The following is a 15213-nucleotide window of genomic DNA, read 5'->3' on the forward strand; positions in this document are numbered from 1 at the left end:
CATACAACTCAGTTTGTAGCTTCGTTGTAGATTCGTTGTTTACATTCAGTTTTTCCTCTATGCGAGCGAGGCGGTCGATAATGTTCTTTTCTAGTGGCGTATACATATTATTCTAGACGTTCGTTATGCTGACGTGTCTTCTTCGGAAAGATCACTAATCACGAAATTCATAATCTCTCTTTTATCTCCGATATACAAATAACGGATTGGTATTTGTCTCAGTGCTTTGTAATCAAATTCAAATACGTACCCACCGGCTGCGAGATATAAAAGTCCGCCGTAAATACACACTTTCGACTGTAACAGGTAGTTTGATATGTCAATAAAATCTATAAGCCCCTCAGATAGATCGAACTCTGCAACAGCGTGATCTAATTCGTGATTGAGCCAAAGTAAAGACCATTTTTGACGGCCTGCATATTTTTTGGGTACAACAACAAATACGCCATCATCGTCCGCACATATGGGATAATGTTTTTGTATGACGTAGTTAATTCCCGACTCATAGAATCCGTAGCCAGTAAGGTTGAGATTGTGGGATGAATATGATGCTGTTGATATGTTCGCTTTCGTGATAGACAACTTGTGATAACTATCATTTGGCTTGTAGTACTCCATGCACCAATAAGCCTTTTGATTATGGGTATTTTGGTCGTTTGCTTGATGTGCGTAGTCGCTTTCATACATAGGCACCACATGCGAACGGCGATTAAAATCAGTTGGTATGCTTGATTCGTATGGTGCAACGCCGGTTTTGTCGGAACTAATAAATTTCGTGCCGTTGTATGAAAGAAATCTCCCACCATCGCTTGCAAGAATAGCAAGGGCGTGTTTGATTGGCTGAGCAACCGGGTATGACAGATAATCATTAAGCCGCCGTTTACCTGTATCAGGGTTAATGGCTGTATGGGTGGCGTAGTGTGTGACCGGAAAACCATCATCTGCATACTGGCGCCGCGTATTGCTGTCTATCATTTCGACAGTATCAAAATCATGTGGCACATAAAAACGGCCATTCCAAAACCCATAGTTATGAAATTCATCGTATCGATAGTTGGCCCACGATATAAAGGGTTTTTGGGGTTCGATTGAATGCTTCCAAAGGAATTGTCCGTCCCACGAATACTTAACTATGTTGTGGCGATACGGCAGGTAGTATTCCCAGTAGTTTTCATCCAAATTGGCTTGATCATTTTTACGACCATTCCAACCTGTCAACGTGCGTTTGTTTTGTTCTTCGGAACAATCAACATGATTAGAGAGATTATAGTAATACTCATTAACACAGAATTCACGATCATCACGTCGCGGATCCGCTTGCGCTTCTAGTAAATAAAAACCAGATGGATCGCAGTGCATACGATTTCGGGCTGGGAATTTTGACAGACCGTATTCATTCCACTGTCTCGCTGGCTTGTCATTTGTGTTGATGGACGTTTTAAGATTGATAATTTCAGATGTATCTGGGTCAGTGAATGGATTAAATGCAGCCGCATAATCACCGCTTGGCATACCGTCCTTTGTTATTGACTGCCGGAACCTGACGGCAACATGCTTGTTATCAATACGACCGTAGGATTCCCGGCCACAGTTACCGCGGCTATCACCCATGACATACGCGCCTGCAAGTCCAACCGAATGTTTAACATCGTAGTTAACATTGCTTGGTATAGCCTCAGCCGTAAAGTGTCGTCGATCATAAACATTGGTCATGGCTCAAACACCTCAAGATCGCCAGTGATGTTATTCTCGGCGAAGTAACGATGCGTCCTAGCCAGCGGATAATTCATACCGCGCAGCCAAAGATACTCACTGTCGTAGCCGTCTTCAGCGTGAGACACTGCTGCGATTATTGATACATCTGGCATGAGCAGAGAGACTTTATACTCAGCTTGAGAAACAAAACTTTGATCATCAGTCTTAAAAATTTTACTATCTAGCCGATTCTGAGTATTGATCACATGTATTTCTTCGTAGTGATCCTCACCGAAAGGGAATTTGATAAAATCAAACTGTTCATTCTCATCATCGTCTAAGACTGGTTCGCCATCTTCATCAACGCGCAATTCTTTGTACGACGATTGTCGCAACTGGGGATCTTTAAGGATGAGAATGTCGCCTTGTGAGTGTGCGGAAGCTGGAGGCGATCCAACCTCATAGCAGGTGATGTAATCACCAAGTGTACTGCGGAAGACGAAGAACGATATGCTTGAGGGTTCATCTGTTTGCGACTGTAATCGCGGAATTGTGTTTAGATATTCAGGTGATCGTGATAGCTGCTGTGTTGATCTTACTGCGGTGTTAAGCTTGTTGATACTATTCGTTGTGAATCTTGTTTTATTGATCATGACGGCACCCTATACCAGCATAGATGAGATCGTAGACCACGAAACATAAGGTTGCGGCGCTCGCACCATCATATGGCCGAAATCAGACACTTTGTCTTTCTTCGACCCATCTTCATTAAGTGGCCAACCATTTGGCAAGTTTTTAGTATGAGGGATTGGCTTCAACCCACTTTCTGATTCTGGGTCATTGTCTTTTTCATGGAAACCCAGTGATTGGTATTTATGAAGATGTAAATTCTCTGAATCCTTCTCAAACTCAAAAGTTACACGAACTAAATCAGTGGTGTTGTTGTCTTCGTCAATGTGGGATACCTGCTCGCCAAACGTGATCCGAGTACAGAGTAACGTGCCTACTGCAAATGCTCCGAAATAACCCAATACTACCGATGTTTTATTCACAGTGTTCTCGAAATCTGAGTTTGCAAGCTGGGCAGCAGCAGATATGGTGATCGCCTTACTTACTGCATACAACGCCTTGCTTTTTCGCCTGACAGGTAACTCTTTCATCATTTCACCGGCCGTATTTTCAATTTTCTTATTTTCAGTTTCGTCCGGTAGCGTTGACGAGTAATCAATGTCATATGGCTCGGTCTGTGGTTGAGTTGACTTTGTAACCTTTGCAGGCTTGGATAGATCAGAGGGGGTTAGTGTGCTGTCATTTGATGGAGGTTTTGCGTAACTAGCCGATACCTTATAGATAACAATTGTCTCATTGCTGCCCAAAGCTAAACCAGCATTCATTTTCTTTAAAGTTTGTGCCGACGTCTTTTCTTGACTGTCAATCGACATACTTTGCCATCGTAAAAATGGCTTCGATATGATGTAATTTGTACCGCTTGGAAGGCTGGATGATTCGGCGTACTCAAAAACCTCCTTATGCGTACTATCTATGGTGCCGTACACTTCGTACGAGCGTGTCGCCGATGTGGTGGAGGTTGTGTCATTTTCTTGAAGATGTGTATGGTCAAATATTGCCATCTTATTCCTACGCTAAATCAAGTTCAGAAGGATCAACACCAAATGCCGCCTCAACCTTTCGGGCGAGCTTCCCAACAGTGTCATGTAATTTCTTTGTTTCTTCTGCAGCTTGATCTTTCTTTGTTTGATTAACTATATCTAGCCGCTGAGAAGCTTGGAGTCTAGCATTAGCACCGAACCCCATTATGCTCGCATAACGTTTTTTTTCGGATTTTTCGATTTGTTTATCGAGTTCTTTTGTCTGTTTGCTCGATTCGTCTGTTATTTTTTGTGAGGATTTTTGCGCTTCCTTTTGAAACTTCGCCATTTTTTCAGCATTCTCAACTGTTGCTTGAGCAGCCTTGATGGATGATTCCTCGATCTCGATTGCTTTTACACTCAGTTCATCAAAAGTACGACCATTCCATGCTGATGAAAATGAATCGGATGATTTTTTACCAGCGTCGGACGCAATAGAAACAAGATCATCAGCAAAAATATTCACCGCATCGAAGGTCTTATCCGCCACGTCCCCGAAAATATCACCAACACCATCTAAGCCTAGAAAACCTCCAAGTTTATTAAGAAGCGGTTCAATAACTTTTCTAGTAAATGAAAAGATTTTCTCTTGTAACCATACAATACCTTTTAACCCATACCCAATCACTGAAAACACAACCGCTCTCACTCCATAAAAGGCTCCCCGCAACACATCCACGACGCGAGTTACACCGCTGATGGTCTTGCCCACATATTCGAAACCTTTACCAACAATAGTTTTAATACCGCCGCTTTCGGTGATGAAACGCACTACTTCATCAGCAAGATATGTAACATACGGCGCGACCTTGATCGCAATCTGCTTACCTACACCTGAAAATGCCGCCTTAAGGGTATCAAGCGAATCGTTCATTCCCTCGACTTGTGCGCCTGCTAATCGTGTAAATGATTCGCCGAGGATTTCTTGCTTCTCGATGTAGGCGTCAATACTCCCCTCCCCCTGCCTGAACATCCGTAGCATTTCGACGCCGGCCCCACCAAACAACTTATTCGCAACCGCGGCCTGCTCTGCTGCTGAACCCATCTCGTCGATAGCTGTTGTAACGGCTCTATACTGTTCTTCGGGGTTCATTTGTTCGAGCGAGCTGATTGACAAACCAAGTTTTTCAAATTCGGCGGCTTTTCTGGGCATGTCTCCCATTGAAATAGCAAACTTTTTCATAGCCCCCTCTAGCTTGCCAGTTTCAACACCCGCCTCAGATGCTTGCCTATTTATCGCAGAGTAAAATTCAGTCGATACACCGACAGTATCGCTCATCTTACTCATACGGTCGATTACGCCCGCCTGTGCGCTCGCCAACGCGCCCAACCCCGCAACAGCCGCGAAGCCTGCCGCGCCAACTGCCGCAATACCGACAGCGGCGAGCTTGAGAGGCCCGCCAGCGACGGCCTTAAACTTGCCCCCCATGCGTTTCATAGAGCCACCAAACCCCTCAGCTTTCTTGCGTGAGCGGTCTACGGCTTTCGTGAAGCCTTTATCATCACCATTAATGTAATATGTGGTACGTCCACCGGCCATGTATTACTGCCTTTGCTGAGCGTTTGCTCTAGACAAAATAAATTCAGCTTTTTTCCTTGCTACTATTTGCTCATCTGTTAGTTCCGCAAGCTTGGCGTCCTCTGCAATCTGATTTTCAATATCAAACCGCCATGTATTTACGCAGCGTCGTATAAACTTTTTGTAGTTTTCATAATTCCCCGCGCAAACATTAAGCATGTAAAGAATATCCGCGGCCCTTCTGTCTTCCTGATACGCTTCATCTTGGATCGCAAACCTTAGCTCATCCAATTGCCTACTAGTAACACATTCATATAGCTGCGACCGATCAAGCAACCCTATACGAAGACATATCTTCACATCCGTAAGCAGATGCGGCCGCCGAATTAGTTTTTTACTGTTTCCTCACTATCCCCGTTTAGTTCTTTAAAAACTTCAAGAATTGCGTCGTATTGACTTTTCCTGAATGCAAATTTGCCAAACTGCTCATCGTCAATCAAGCGTCTGCCATTTTCATCGCAAAGACATGCACAAAGAAAAGCTTGATCAACATCGTCCATTTTTGAATACTTCCGAAACTCATCCATGAACAACTCACCAACGTAAATTTTTTCGCCATCAATAACGACTGGCTTTACTGCACGTCGTTGGTTTTCTTTCAGGAACATATCAACCATGTCAAATTTTCCGATCAATTTTTTTTATAAGCAGGACGATGGGCATTATTAACCGCTACTTGCGCTCGCAGCAGTCACGGTCATTTGGCCGGTTGCCTGAATTGTAAAACTGTTCTCAAATAAACCAGCAGCAGGCGCATTAGGTGTACTGGTAGTCATAATTCCATCGACTTTCTGCACTTGACCTGTTTTAAGCGTGACTTGATAAGTCACAGCTTTCCCCAGGCACGCATCAAGCATTGCCTGTAGATGCGTAACATCCTCATCGGTGTCGCACACAAGCTGTCCGCTTGCATCAGTTACAGGCTCTTTGATCACCCTTTTGTGCGGTGAAAGGTGATTGTCAGTTTGCTTCATTCGCTCGCCAGTTTCAAAGGTCTGGCTGAATGGTGTAAAATCATTGTCGATCTTAATAACCTGAAAGGAGCTACCATCCGTACTATACTCAAGCTTTGTATGCAGATTCATTACAATTCCTCTGTAAATGTGGTCAAGGCATTAATCGTAATCTCGACCGATTTTTCACTTACTTCTACGCTGTAACCCTCATCAGATAGGTAAAGCGAATTCAAACGTATGTCATCATCATTAATAGACGGATCGAAAGAAAGAATGTGTTTCATAATCAACTTACGTATAAGATGCGCTCCGTTTTTTGTAGAGGCCACAACACTTATTTCGCAAGCTCCAGTTCTGTTAGAAGATCGCCCGTTGTTTTTCAGTTTTGCAGAAACACCATCAATGATAATGCAAGGGAATGTCAGATTACCTCTGGGTGGTGAAGTGTAAACTCTCTTTGTCACCTTTTGAGTAATTGTCTGACTTTCCAGCAAGAACTTTTGAATCAAATCTTCAAACATTCTTTTCGATTTCCCGTTTAATTGACTTCAATCTACCAGCTCGCAATTCGCTGTTTATTTTGGACTGATTTCGTCGCCACGCCTTGTCATAGGCGCCATTCCCTTTAACCATTCGCTTTGATTTCCAGTGTCTAAAACCTTTGTCTGCAAAATGAGCGGTATAGGCTGGGTATCGTTTCTTACCGCCCTTTGCGAAGCGCTTTTTAGGATTTGGGCGTACCTTGACCGTTACGGATTCGGTTTTTCTGTCGTACTTCAATTGGACGTGCCACGATTTTTCCAGCGTCTTCGTGTCGCTAGGTGACTCCGACTTCATCACCTTTTTAACCACGTTTCCGGCTGCTCTGCCACCTGCTGAGTTAATACGTCTCATTTGCTTCGCGTCTAAATCAAGCTGCCCCATCATCCGCCTAAACTCTTTGCTGTCAGGTTGAATATCGAATTCCATACGAATCCTCCTTACACCGCAAAATCATTTCTTTATCAACTTCGTTCTCTTCAATCTTCGTGATATGGAGACGTTTATTGCGTTTGCCTTTAACCTCGATTTCACAATCTGTTTCAATTAGGCTTGATGGCCTCAGATACACCTTGTAAGCGGCCTCATTGATTGCATAATCGCCATGCGACGCATCATCAGCAGAAATCGGCACCAACTTGCATGTGCATGTGTGCAATAATTCATAATGATCTTCACCACTGACGTTTTCATCTGCATCGATTGGGCGATAGATTTTGCAGTAGTCAGAATACACCTTCCTGCTCATTCAAACCTCCCGCGTTTACGAGATGTATGATTCATGAGCAAGTCGGAAGCACGTTTACCGGGATTATTTTCAGCTATATCGCCCCGGTATTGATACATCGTACTTGCGCGTAAGATGATCGCTTGGATTGCCGTGAGGGGTATTTCCTCAATTGAGGCATAGCCAACTGTGAGATTGAATTTCAAACGCCACGGCACGTAAGATTTGACTTGTAAAAGCGTCTTTTTGCCTTCATAAGACGTGTATCTATCTGGATCAATAAGCGTTTCACCAAAGCTTGAATTAACAGCATAAACTGAATCTATCGATTGGATAGGCCCGATCGTAAGCATATTGCTACGCTCTGGTTTCGTTTCGATACACGAAATTTTACGTGTGAAAAGAATATCGTTCGTGGTTTCTTCGTAAACTTTTTGGCTTGTGAGCAGGTAACGTGTAAACAATTCATCGATTTCATCAATGTAAACATCACACTGCTGCTTAATCTGATCTAGTGACACGGCAAGCGTATTTGCGTGATTATTTTCGATTGTGATGAAATCTTGAAGCATGAGCGTATCCTAGATTGAAATAAAATCCTCTCCCTCGTTTCCGAGAGAGAGAACTGAGCAAGCAATAGCAGTTATCACGCTGATCCATCAATATTAGTGATATGAAGAACGTGATTGTATCGCAAGAACAAGACATCGATATGTGCTACATACGTTGCCTTTTCATCGCCCGGCGATGAAATACCGTCAAAGACCGCAAGCAGTTTCCCGAACTCGTAGAAATCTAACGTCCTTGGGTCACACAACACAGCTTCATAGTCAGGCATATCTTCACAGAGGATTGTTTGGACGCCAGCAATGACGCCGTTGTCATTGCAAAGGAATTGGCCGGAGCCTTCGTCAATTTTGATACCTTGCAGGTAGCTTTGAGTGGCAAGATTGCAAACCAAGATCAACCCCCCAGAGGTCGCAGACATTTTAGCCTTGCACTTCATGAATTCGGCGCGATCGAATTCGGTACTCTCTGCGACTGCATATTTCCGTTCAGCAGGGAGTTCACTCAGTCTTTTAACAAATACCGTATCATAGTACTCCTCAGCAGCGCTTAGTCCGTCTTGACCAATTGCCTTTTTGAGTCCCGGTATAGTTCGAAGCGCGTGAGAGGTTGAATCATATGATACTTTTCCGCGCACTGGGCGAGCTTCTTTCATTCCCAGCGCCGCTGTCGAGTTAGGCCTGCCGCTATCGTTCTCGCCAGATTCCGTCATTTTTGCGCCACCGATAGCCGGTATAGCTTGTATGGTGTCAACGGGATGAACAATACGACCAACTCGCGACGGTAACGACCTGAGACGGTCAGGTGACTGGAACCCCTGCATTTTCGAGCCTACGCTATCGTTGCCCATTGTAAATCCACGGACAACGTCATAGTCAAGCTGTACTTTTGCTGAATTCTCGGAATTGACTACCTGTTGCAATTGCTCTTCAACCGCATCCGACACTTTATATGAACGCTCAACCTCCTTATCATCATTATCCTTTTCTTCGTACTTACGACTGATTACGTCTTCAGCAGCTTCAGCAGCCTTGAGTTCTTTGTTAAGAGATTCATCAATCTCTTTGAGTTTCATGATTTCATCGGTAGTATCGTTGTCGTCATCGGTTGTAGCCAACTCTTTCATTTTCGCCTGATTCGCGGCGAGAGCTTCTTTAATTTCTTTAGCGGTCTTCACTGGTTTTCACCTTGTTTTCAGTAGTTTTTAAAATCTGGATACAAAACACATCGCGTATATCTCAAGCGAATCACGCCGGTTGGCTATGGCCCCAATATTCGTTCATGCTTTCAGGTACGCTTTGATGTTATTGACCTGCACTTTAAGAGACGCAACATCCGTCTCAAGTGCTTTTATTTTGTTGTTAGCTTCTGCAAGCTCGCCACTATCGGCTGATCTTGCTGCCGCGTAAGTAGCAGGATATGCCGCTTTGGTCACAAGTGAGATTTCACGCACATGGCCTCCGACAACTTCTCGCTCCTCGGCGTCTCTGTCTTTGTATCGCACGCCGCCGTTAAATGAGAATCCCTCATATTCCCCTCTCTGAACGTCGTCGTAGATAACCTTGTGTTCTGGGTCGGTCAGGTCAAGCTGGCAATCGACATAAACCCCATCTTCTTTAACTTCGATTTTTAGGTTTGGATTTGATGATCGCATGATTTCCCGCGATAGGTCATGATTGATACACAAGGGAACATCAAAATCACCCTTAAATGAATCATCAAAAGCACCACGTTTAATCGTCTCGTAATACTCATTCTCACGATCAAATTTTGTAGTAACCCGCCGAGATGGTGACTCATAAGGTATTGCTAATCCAAAAATTCGTCCCTTATCGCCGGTTTGAATTGAACGCGTAATCAGTACAGTGTTATCCATGTCAAGTGTTCTCTTTATTGTTGTTTTTAATTAGTTGCAGAATTTGCGACCAACGCGCTATCATGTATTTAGCTTGGTTTTCTGTGTCGAAATCAGCCAACGGCGTCTCATATATTGCCTGTTCAGAAATCTTTTTTGCATCAAAACGATGTGTTGGCTCAAATTGCCGTAATACTTCGTAAAGCTGATGTTGCGAGGTCGCCTTCGTCTTCTCATCCATCACTTCGTAGTGTTTCCCGCTCTTGAATTTCTTGGCTATGGCGTTTGTTTCACGACGCGCGAACCGTTCAACTTCACTTTTTAGTAACTCCCCAGACAATCCTCTCTCGTCCGCGTAGCCAATATTAAGCGGGCTTCGCATTATGTCCCCGGACGCCCCGACGCTAGGCTGATTCATCATTCCCCGGACCTCATTTTGCGTGAGAATACCGTTGTTTAATTGCTTTTCTAAAACCTCAACCTGATCCTTCAGATTGACACGGACTAATGCGTCATAGTTGTAACGAATAGAGTGAGTGCGTCTTTCGGTAGGCGTGAGAAGTTTTAAGCCAAGTTCACCGCACCAAATTTTACCCCACGGTATTAGCTTATTTTTGTAACGATTCGTTTCAATTTCAAGTGAGTTATATGAAGCGTTGCCCGCAAAAATATTAAAATAATGAAGGGGAAATTTAAAACGATTAGCAAGGCGCTTTTCTGACGATGAAAGTAATACATCAATCACATTATCTTTTAATGATGATTCTGTCCGATCGATCTTAACGCGTTCATCAAGTACTGGGATTTTGTCACGATCATCGCGATACTTCTTCATAATCTCACGAACCTGCTGAACCTCATCGGATTGCATTTCCTTTGAATGTGAAGCTGTAACACGATCAGAAAAACCATCACCAACCTTGTTTTTAAGGAACTGCCTGAGGCCCAAATTTAACCTCAAGTCTTCTTCACCGCGTTTTAGCAAACCCTCCCCAATCCCTAAAGAACCGCGAGGATTCCATCGCAGGTGTATAATATCCTTATGCCAAATTTTCTTTGATGCAGTATTGTCGCCAATTTTGAAGATATAAATATGCTGTTTGGTTTTTGAATCAAATTTTATATCACCAAACCATTTCGAATCAATCTGATTCAGCATCACAATTTTATTGCCCGAACGTACGATCTCGGCAAAAGCATTACCGTGTAAAACAAGATCCGTATTCATAGCCCTAACGAAGTGCTGGCGAGTCAGGATGGGCGTAGGGTAGTTGAGTAAGGTGTCGAGTTGATGGTTAATAACAACAGAACGGCCGCTTTGTTTCTCATAAACATGTAGCGGTAGCGTCTCATGAGGGGAACTCATAGCCTCGATTCCAGATTCAACAACATCTAACGAAAGCGTTGATTTTTCATCTACTGTAACGTGGATATTGCGCTGAATTTGGCTGAGTACATATTCGACAACTCTGTTATCATCCATAAAAGATATGACGTATTTGCCAAAAAATATCTTTTTAAACGAGTGCCATTTGAACAGGAGTATATTCTTTACTGTTTTTGGGTTCGCAGTTATTGCGATGAATCAACTCACAGCACATTCCTAAGCAAACCGCCCCATCAACTTTCTTCTTTTTTTTACTCTCATCTTTATCAATCCACAAATCGTTATAACTATTCGTTTTCGCTTTAGCATTGATTATGCAGCGGTTCATTAATTCGTTATTGTCGTGTGCAAACCGATGCTCACCGACAAGCTTTTCCATTTCCCTGTAACCATTGCTGAGGAATTTGGCTTGCTTCAAGGGAATAAAGATCAAACCCGCCGCTTCAAGCTCAATCTGAACCGGATGTGACCAATTAATATCAAACCCAACTTCATCTAGTTTGTAATGCTGCATTATCTCGACTATGTCTGTACCAATTTGCGTATGGTCAACAAATCTCTCACCGCTAAACCGCAAATCACCCATTTTTTCAAGGGCACGGTAGCCAATACCATCCTTCCCCTCACGACTTGCAATATCTTCTTCTGGTAGCCAGAACCATGATTTGACTCGATAAAACGGATCTTCATCAGTAGGCAGAAACACAATTACAAATGAATTCCAGTCCCCAATTTTGGCCAAGTCAAAAGCGGAATACGCCGGCCTTCCAATCAATAAATCATCATCGAATGACTCGGATCTGCACTCCGTCCAATCCGCGGACGAAAGCCAGCTTGTCGCGGTATCAGTCCATTGATTGCAGTAATAACGACGAAAGTCTAATTCTTCGGTAGCTGATGTTTTCGCCGCCTCTGCTTTTTCTAGATAACGCTGGTGCTTGATAATGACCCCGTAGTTGGGGTTGGCCTTTGGCCAATTGGCGGGATCGAAAATATCATCATCCTCAGCAACTTCATAGATGATGGATAGGAAGTAATCTTTCTTGATCAAGCCATCTCTCACTCCGCAAGCTTCTTGATAAAGATCATAGCCCGGCCCTGTCTTATCCTCTCCCGCGGTTGTCGTGTAGAGCGTGAGGGGCTGATTTCTCGCAACTGGCAATTGTCTGATTAATCGCAGTAACTTTTTTTGATGAGAAGGATATAAGTGTGTTTCGTCTACACTTTGCATATGAGGATTGCAACCGTCAATCGTTGTGTGGTTGGCCGCAAGTACCTCTGCGAAATTGTCGGCGGTTGCTGTCTGGTAATAAATTTTCTTTTTATCGATTCGGCAGCGTTCACTGATGCCACATGATGCCTTGCCCATTTGTCGCATCACGTCAAACACCGTTCGGCTAGCCTGATTTTCATTGTTCGCTACGGAGTACACTTCCGCGCCGCCCTCACCATCAGCGCACAGCATGTACCACATTAGAGCTGCGGCAAACAATGACTTACCTTGCTTCTTGCCGATATGCATGAAGACTTCGGTAAATCTACGGAACCCAGATTCGATGTGTTTGATACCGAAAATGACATGGATAACATCAATCTGCCACGGCGCAAGGATGAACGGCTTACCTTTAAATTCGGCTTTGATGTGTTTACATTCTGCCTGAATGAAATCGACGACTTTGTCGGCAGCAGCGGGATCGTAGTAGTACATCGCCGCAAGCTTCGCGTCAGAAACACTGCTCGGCTGGATCAAGGGATCTATATATTTTTTGCGTAAATCCAACATAAGACCCACATGATTTAATCAAACCGACTGTTCCGTTTATCTTCCTCCTTAGAGGCTTGTTTCTTCCCTTGCTTCTTATCTTGTACTTGTGCCTGTAACAATTTGGATAGAGACACTGCGTACCTCTGCTTGGCTTCTAGGATTTGCTGTAGTGGATGCTTTTTCATACCCGCTTTCGCGTCATCAATGATGTACCGATGCTCGATCGGTAGCGTTGATTGATGGGCGACGATTTCTTCAATCTCAGCTTGTAGTAACGCAAGATCGGCTAGCCTGTCGAGGTTGATTTCTCCGACCAGCCCATCACATTCGATTTTATCTTTGAGTGAATCATATTTTTCTTTTGCTCGATCGCTATTGCGCAGCAGCGCCGGGTATGACCGGCTTTTCGATCCCCTTGGGCGTCCGGTTTTTTTTGCTGGGTTTCTATCACTTTCCTGCATATTAATCAGATATTTTTCAGTAATTTTTTAGAGTTTCCAAAACCTCAAAATCTGCGTTTCTGTTAGGTAAAGAATGTTTTGGGAGGTATTTGCAAAAATCTGGTGCGTAAAAAAATGGAGGGGAACAGGCGGTGTAGAGCAAATGCCGATTTATGGATTTTCTAACCCCCCTCCCCTTTCCTGCTGCGCTTCTCACGTCCATGTAGCCGGTTGTGACAGGCCGCGCAGACGCTTTCGAGGTTTGGCAGATGCGTACGTAGGTCTGGACGCTCGCGGGCTTCTAGGACGTGGTGGACGATCGTAGCGGGGGTGAGCTTCCCCGCCTTCTCGCATTGCTTACAAAGATGATTGTCTCGCCTCAATGCCTTAACCCTAACCTCCCTCCATTCTTTCGAGTGGTAGAAGTCAGCAGCTTCTTTGTTGCGGCGATTGTCGTCGTATTCTTTGTGTCGTTGAGTCGCCTGTTGTTCGCCCTGCTTGGTGTGTCTGTCACACCACCCGCGCACCTGTAAGCGTGCGCCACAACCCGGGTTGTTACAAAGAAAGACCTGAGGCATATGTAACACCCTATCGTGCGAGAATATCGTAAGTCACTTTAGCTGTGCCGCCCTTGGGGGTGAAGACGAACCCAACAATCTCGCGGTAGCCGCGACACCACGGACGTTCTTCACCACTTCGAATAGTCTTTGGTGCGGTGGTGGTCGTTTGGCCGCGTGATCTCACAACTAACGACACATCAAGATCGCCATCATCACTACGTACTAGTACCGTGGTCGCTGGATCAATCGCAACAAGTGTTTCTGCATCGATTGTTTTTTCGTATTCAGTTTCAGCCATTACAATGGCCTCCTGTAATTTAAAAGCCCATACCCATACTCATACCGGGCATAAGCAAGATATTCTGTTTTTCTTTTAACGATTCGTGTATCGCTTTTACCTCATCTACCGTGAGTACTCGTTGCGCCTGACCGAAACAACAAGCACGGGCATGCGCTCTATTCGAGGCGCCCTGATAGATAGTTCCTAGAAACCAATGGGTATTCGGCGTATTCTCGCTCGGTGTATATGAAAGTGGTGATTGGTGGATCTTGTTACCATTGCGATAGAGCGTCCAAACCTTAGAAACTCCATCATAAGTTGACAGAATGTCATGCCACTGACCAGCAGTAGAGGCGATTTCAATACGTTCTGGTACATTGTTGTACCGCGTAACCATCAATCCAAAATCGCGCGTCTGTATTCCAATGTGCTTGCCATACCAAGTAGAATCGCCATCAGCAGCACAAGATAGAAACTCCTTATTTGCCAGCGTCATCGGCGCCAAAAGAACGCCCACAGAGAACGAATCATTCAAGCCCACATTGATTGTGCGGGAAATGCGTACCTCAGATTGAATACCATCGGTTTCGACTGCCGTAACGCCCGGTTTTGGCCCCGTGGCAACACGATCCGATTGCGGCATATTAATAGCTACAGCAGGATTTCCACCCACTGTGAGCGCATCGAGCGTTGGTGAAAGCGGGTGGTACGTGTCATAGACGTTAGTTCGAACCTCATGCGTCAGATGCATCATTCACCTTCCAATTCTGCCTCGCCCCATACATCTTGATGCTCATGCAAATAAGCAATGATTGCATCATCAGTATCAAACCCGTAAGCGTTTTGAGCATGGTCAGTCATGTACGTCGCACACAAAGTGCTATCAGGTGAACCTGAGCTATTAGGCTGCAAAATTAGACCAGCACCATTCATACTCAAGCGTGGCCTGATCCTGCCGGGATGTCCGGCCATCTCGCAAAGTAGAACACACGCCCCGTATCGCTCAAAAGAGACGCCTGAATAGATGGCAGGGTCATACTTGGCTGCAACCAATCCATGCCGCAGCGCCGCTCCTATCGCCATATCAACGGTAAGCACAAGATCACCACAAACCAATCCGATCTCCGGTGTCGGTACGATGTACCATTTCTTTAGCTGGCTTGGGTGATTGACTGGTGTGATCATTTCGGTAATTCCATAAGCAGTAGATTAA

General features: G+C 44.5%; 20 protein-coding genes. All 20 read right to left on the reverse strand.

Going from position 1 to position 15213, the window contains the following annotated elements; all coding sequences use genetic code 11:
• Positions 1 to 123: 123 nt before the first annotated feature.
• Positions 124 to 1713 (reverse strand): hypothetical protein, encoded by a 1590-nt coding sequence (locus KS4_RS08545; protein WP_145077024.1) that lies wholly within the window; start codon positions 1711 to 1713, stop codon positions 124 to 126.
• Positions 1710 to 2348, reverse strand: a complete 639-nt coding sequence (locus KS4_RS08550) for a hypothetical protein (RefSeq protein ID WP_145077026.1) — start codon at positions 2346 to 2348, stop codon at positions 1710 to 1712. Before KS4_RS08550 ends, KS4_RS08545 begins: the two co-directional genes overlap by 4 nt.
• Positions 2349 to 2357: 9 nt before the next feature.
• Entirely contained in the window at positions 2358 to 3137 is a 780-nt protein-coding gene (locus KS4_RS08555; RefSeq protein WP_145077027.1) for a hypothetical protein, read from the reverse strand.
• Positions 3138 to 3333: 196 nt separating this feature from the next.
• A complete protein-coding gene (locus KS4_RS08560) occupies positions 3334 to 4884 on the reverse strand; it encodes a phage tail tape measure protein (protein ID WP_145077029.1) in 1551 nt (516 codons plus the stop codon).
• A 3-nt stretch (positions 4885 to 4887) separates the two neighbouring features.
• The gene (locus tag KS4_RS08565) at positions 4888 to 5082 is read right to left on the reverse strand and encodes a hypothetical protein (protein WP_145077031.1); all 195 of its coding nucleotides are present in this window, start codon (positions 5080 to 5082) and stop codon (positions 4888 to 4890) included.
• A 167-nt stretch (positions 5083 to 5249) separates the two neighbouring features.
• Positions 5250 to 5540, reverse strand: a complete 291-nt coding sequence (locus KS4_RS08570) for a hypothetical protein (protein WP_145077033.1) — start codon at positions 5538 to 5540, stop codon at positions 5250 to 5252.
• Between the two features lie 48 nt (positions 5541 to 5588).
• Positions 5589 to 6008: a hypothetical protein gene (locus tag KS4_RS08575; protein WP_145077034.1), complete on the reverse strand. Its 420-nt coding sequence runs from the start codon at positions 6006 to 6008 to the stop codon at positions 5589 to 5591.
• Positions 6008 to 6400: a DUF3168 domain-containing protein gene (locus tag KS4_RS08580; protein WP_145077036.1), complete on the reverse strand. Its 393-nt coding sequence runs from the start codon at positions 6398 to 6400 to the stop codon at positions 6008 to 6010. The genes KS4_RS08575 and KS4_RS08580 overlap by 1 nt, the downstream gene beginning before the upstream one ends.
• Positions 6393 to 6848: an HK97 gp10 family phage protein gene (locus KS4_RS08585; protein WP_145077038.1), complete on the reverse strand. Its 456-nt coding sequence runs from the start codon at positions 6846 to 6848 to the stop codon at positions 6393 to 6395. Before KS4_RS08585 ends, KS4_RS08580 begins: the two co-directional genes overlap by 8 nt.
• Positions 6826 to 7167 carry a hypothetical protein gene (locus tag KS4_RS08590; RefSeq protein WP_145077040.1) on the reverse strand — a complete coding sequence of 114 codons (342 nt, stop codon included), beginning with the start codon at positions 7165 to 7167 and terminating at the stop codon, positions 6826 to 6828. Before KS4_RS08590 ends, KS4_RS08585 begins: the two co-directional genes overlap by 23 nt.
• Positions 7164 to 7718: a head-tail connector protein gene (locus KS4_RS08595; RefSeq protein WP_145077042.1), complete on the reverse strand. Its 555-nt coding sequence runs from the start codon at positions 7716 to 7718 to the stop codon at positions 7164 to 7166. The genes KS4_RS08590 and KS4_RS08595 overlap by 4 nt, the downstream gene beginning before the upstream one ends.
• A gap of 74 nt (positions 7719 to 7792) precedes the next feature.
• On the reverse strand, positions 7793 to 8890 hold the full coding sequence (locus tag KS4_RS08600) for a hypothetical protein (RefSeq protein WP_145077044.1): 1098 nt from the start codon (positions 8888 to 8890) through the stop codon (positions 7793 to 7795).
• Between the two features lie 102 nt (positions 8891 to 8992).
• On the reverse strand, positions 8993 to 9589 hold the full coding sequence (locus tag KS4_RS08605; protein ID WP_145077046.1) for an HK97 family phage prohead protease: 597 nt from the start codon (positions 9587 to 9589) through the stop codon (positions 8993 to 8995).
• 1 nt (position 9590) lies between these two features.
• Positions 9591 to 11051, reverse strand: coding sequence for a phage portal protein (locus KS4_RS08610; protein WP_145077048.1), 1461 nt, complete (start codon positions 11049 to 11051; stop codon positions 9591 to 9593).
• A gap of 34 nt (positions 11052 to 11085) precedes the next feature.
• Positions 11086 to 12738: a terminase large subunit gene (locus tag KS4_RS08615; RefSeq protein ID WP_145077050.1), complete on the reverse strand. Its 1653-nt coding sequence runs from the start codon at positions 12736 to 12738 to the stop codon at positions 11086 to 11088.
• Between the two features lie 14 nt (positions 12739 to 12752).
• Entirely contained in the window at positions 12753 to 13181 is a 429-nt protein-coding gene (locus tag KS4_RS08620) for a hypothetical protein (RefSeq protein WP_145077052.1), read from the reverse strand.
• Between the two features lie 161 nt (positions 13182 to 13342).
• Positions 13343 to 13738: an HNH endonuclease gene (locus KS4_RS08625; RefSeq protein ID WP_145077054.1), complete on the reverse strand. Its 396-nt coding sequence runs from the start codon at positions 13736 to 13738 to the stop codon at positions 13343 to 13345.
• Between the two features lie 10 nt (positions 13739 to 13748).
• Positions 13749 to 14018 (reverse strand): hypothetical protein, encoded by a 270-nt coding sequence (locus tag KS4_RS08630; RefSeq protein ID WP_145077056.1) that lies wholly within the window; start codon positions 14016 to 14018, stop codon positions 13749 to 13751.
• Between the two features lie 19 nt (positions 14019 to 14037).
• Complete coding sequence (locus KS4_RS08635) at positions 14038 to 14754, reverse strand: LamG-like jellyroll fold domain-containing protein (RefSeq protein WP_145077058.1); 717 nt, start codon at positions 14752 to 14754, stop codon at positions 14038 to 14040.
• Complete coding sequence (locus KS4_RS08640; RefSeq protein ID WP_145077060.1) at positions 14751 to 15185, reverse strand: hypothetical protein; 435 nt, start codon at positions 15183 to 15185, stop codon at positions 14751 to 14753. The genes KS4_RS08635 and KS4_RS08640 overlap by 4 nt, the downstream gene beginning before the upstream one ends.
• Positions 15186 to 15213 lie beyond the last annotated feature (28 nt).

The sequence above is a fragment of the Poriferisphaera corsica genome, assembly GCF_007747445.1.
Taxonomy (GTDB): domain Bacteria; phylum Planctomycetota; class Phycisphaerae; order Phycisphaerales; family Phycisphaeraceae; genus Poriferisphaera; species Poriferisphaera corsica.